This is a genomic window from Chryseobacterium sp. 'Rf worker isolate 10' (assembly GCF_050753305.1).
Classification (GTDB): Bacteria; Bacteroidota; Bacteroidia; order Flavobacteriales; family Weeksellaceae; genus Chryseobacterium.
In genome coordinates, this window is record NZ_JBOZOF010000022.1 from 1 (window position 1) to 279 (window position 279).

At 66.7% G+C, this 279-nt stretch carries 1 protein-coding gene; it reads left to right on the top strand.

Annotated features, from left to right (window positions below):
- On the top strand, positions 1–279 hold a 279-nt coding region (locus LKL37_RS23030), incomplete at both ends, for a glycogen/starch/alpha-glucan phosphorylase (RefSeq protein ID WP_431612577.1).

Consider the following 279-nt stretch of genomic DNA (forward strand, 5'->3'; position numbering starts at 1 on the left):
TGGCCGAGCAGTTGGCCGCGCAGCCGGCGCCGCGCAAAAGCGCCAAACCGCTGCGCCACGTGAACTACATCTCGATGGAGTTTCTGATCGGCCGGCTGACGGCGAACAACCTGATCAACCTGGGCTGGTACGACACCGTCGAGCAGGCGCTGGCGGAGCAGAACGTCAAGCTGGCGGATTTGCTGGAGCAGGAAACCGATCCGGCGCTGGGCAACGGCGGGCTGGGGCGCCTGGCGGCCTGTTTCCTCGACTCGATGGCGACGGTGGAGCAACCGGCCA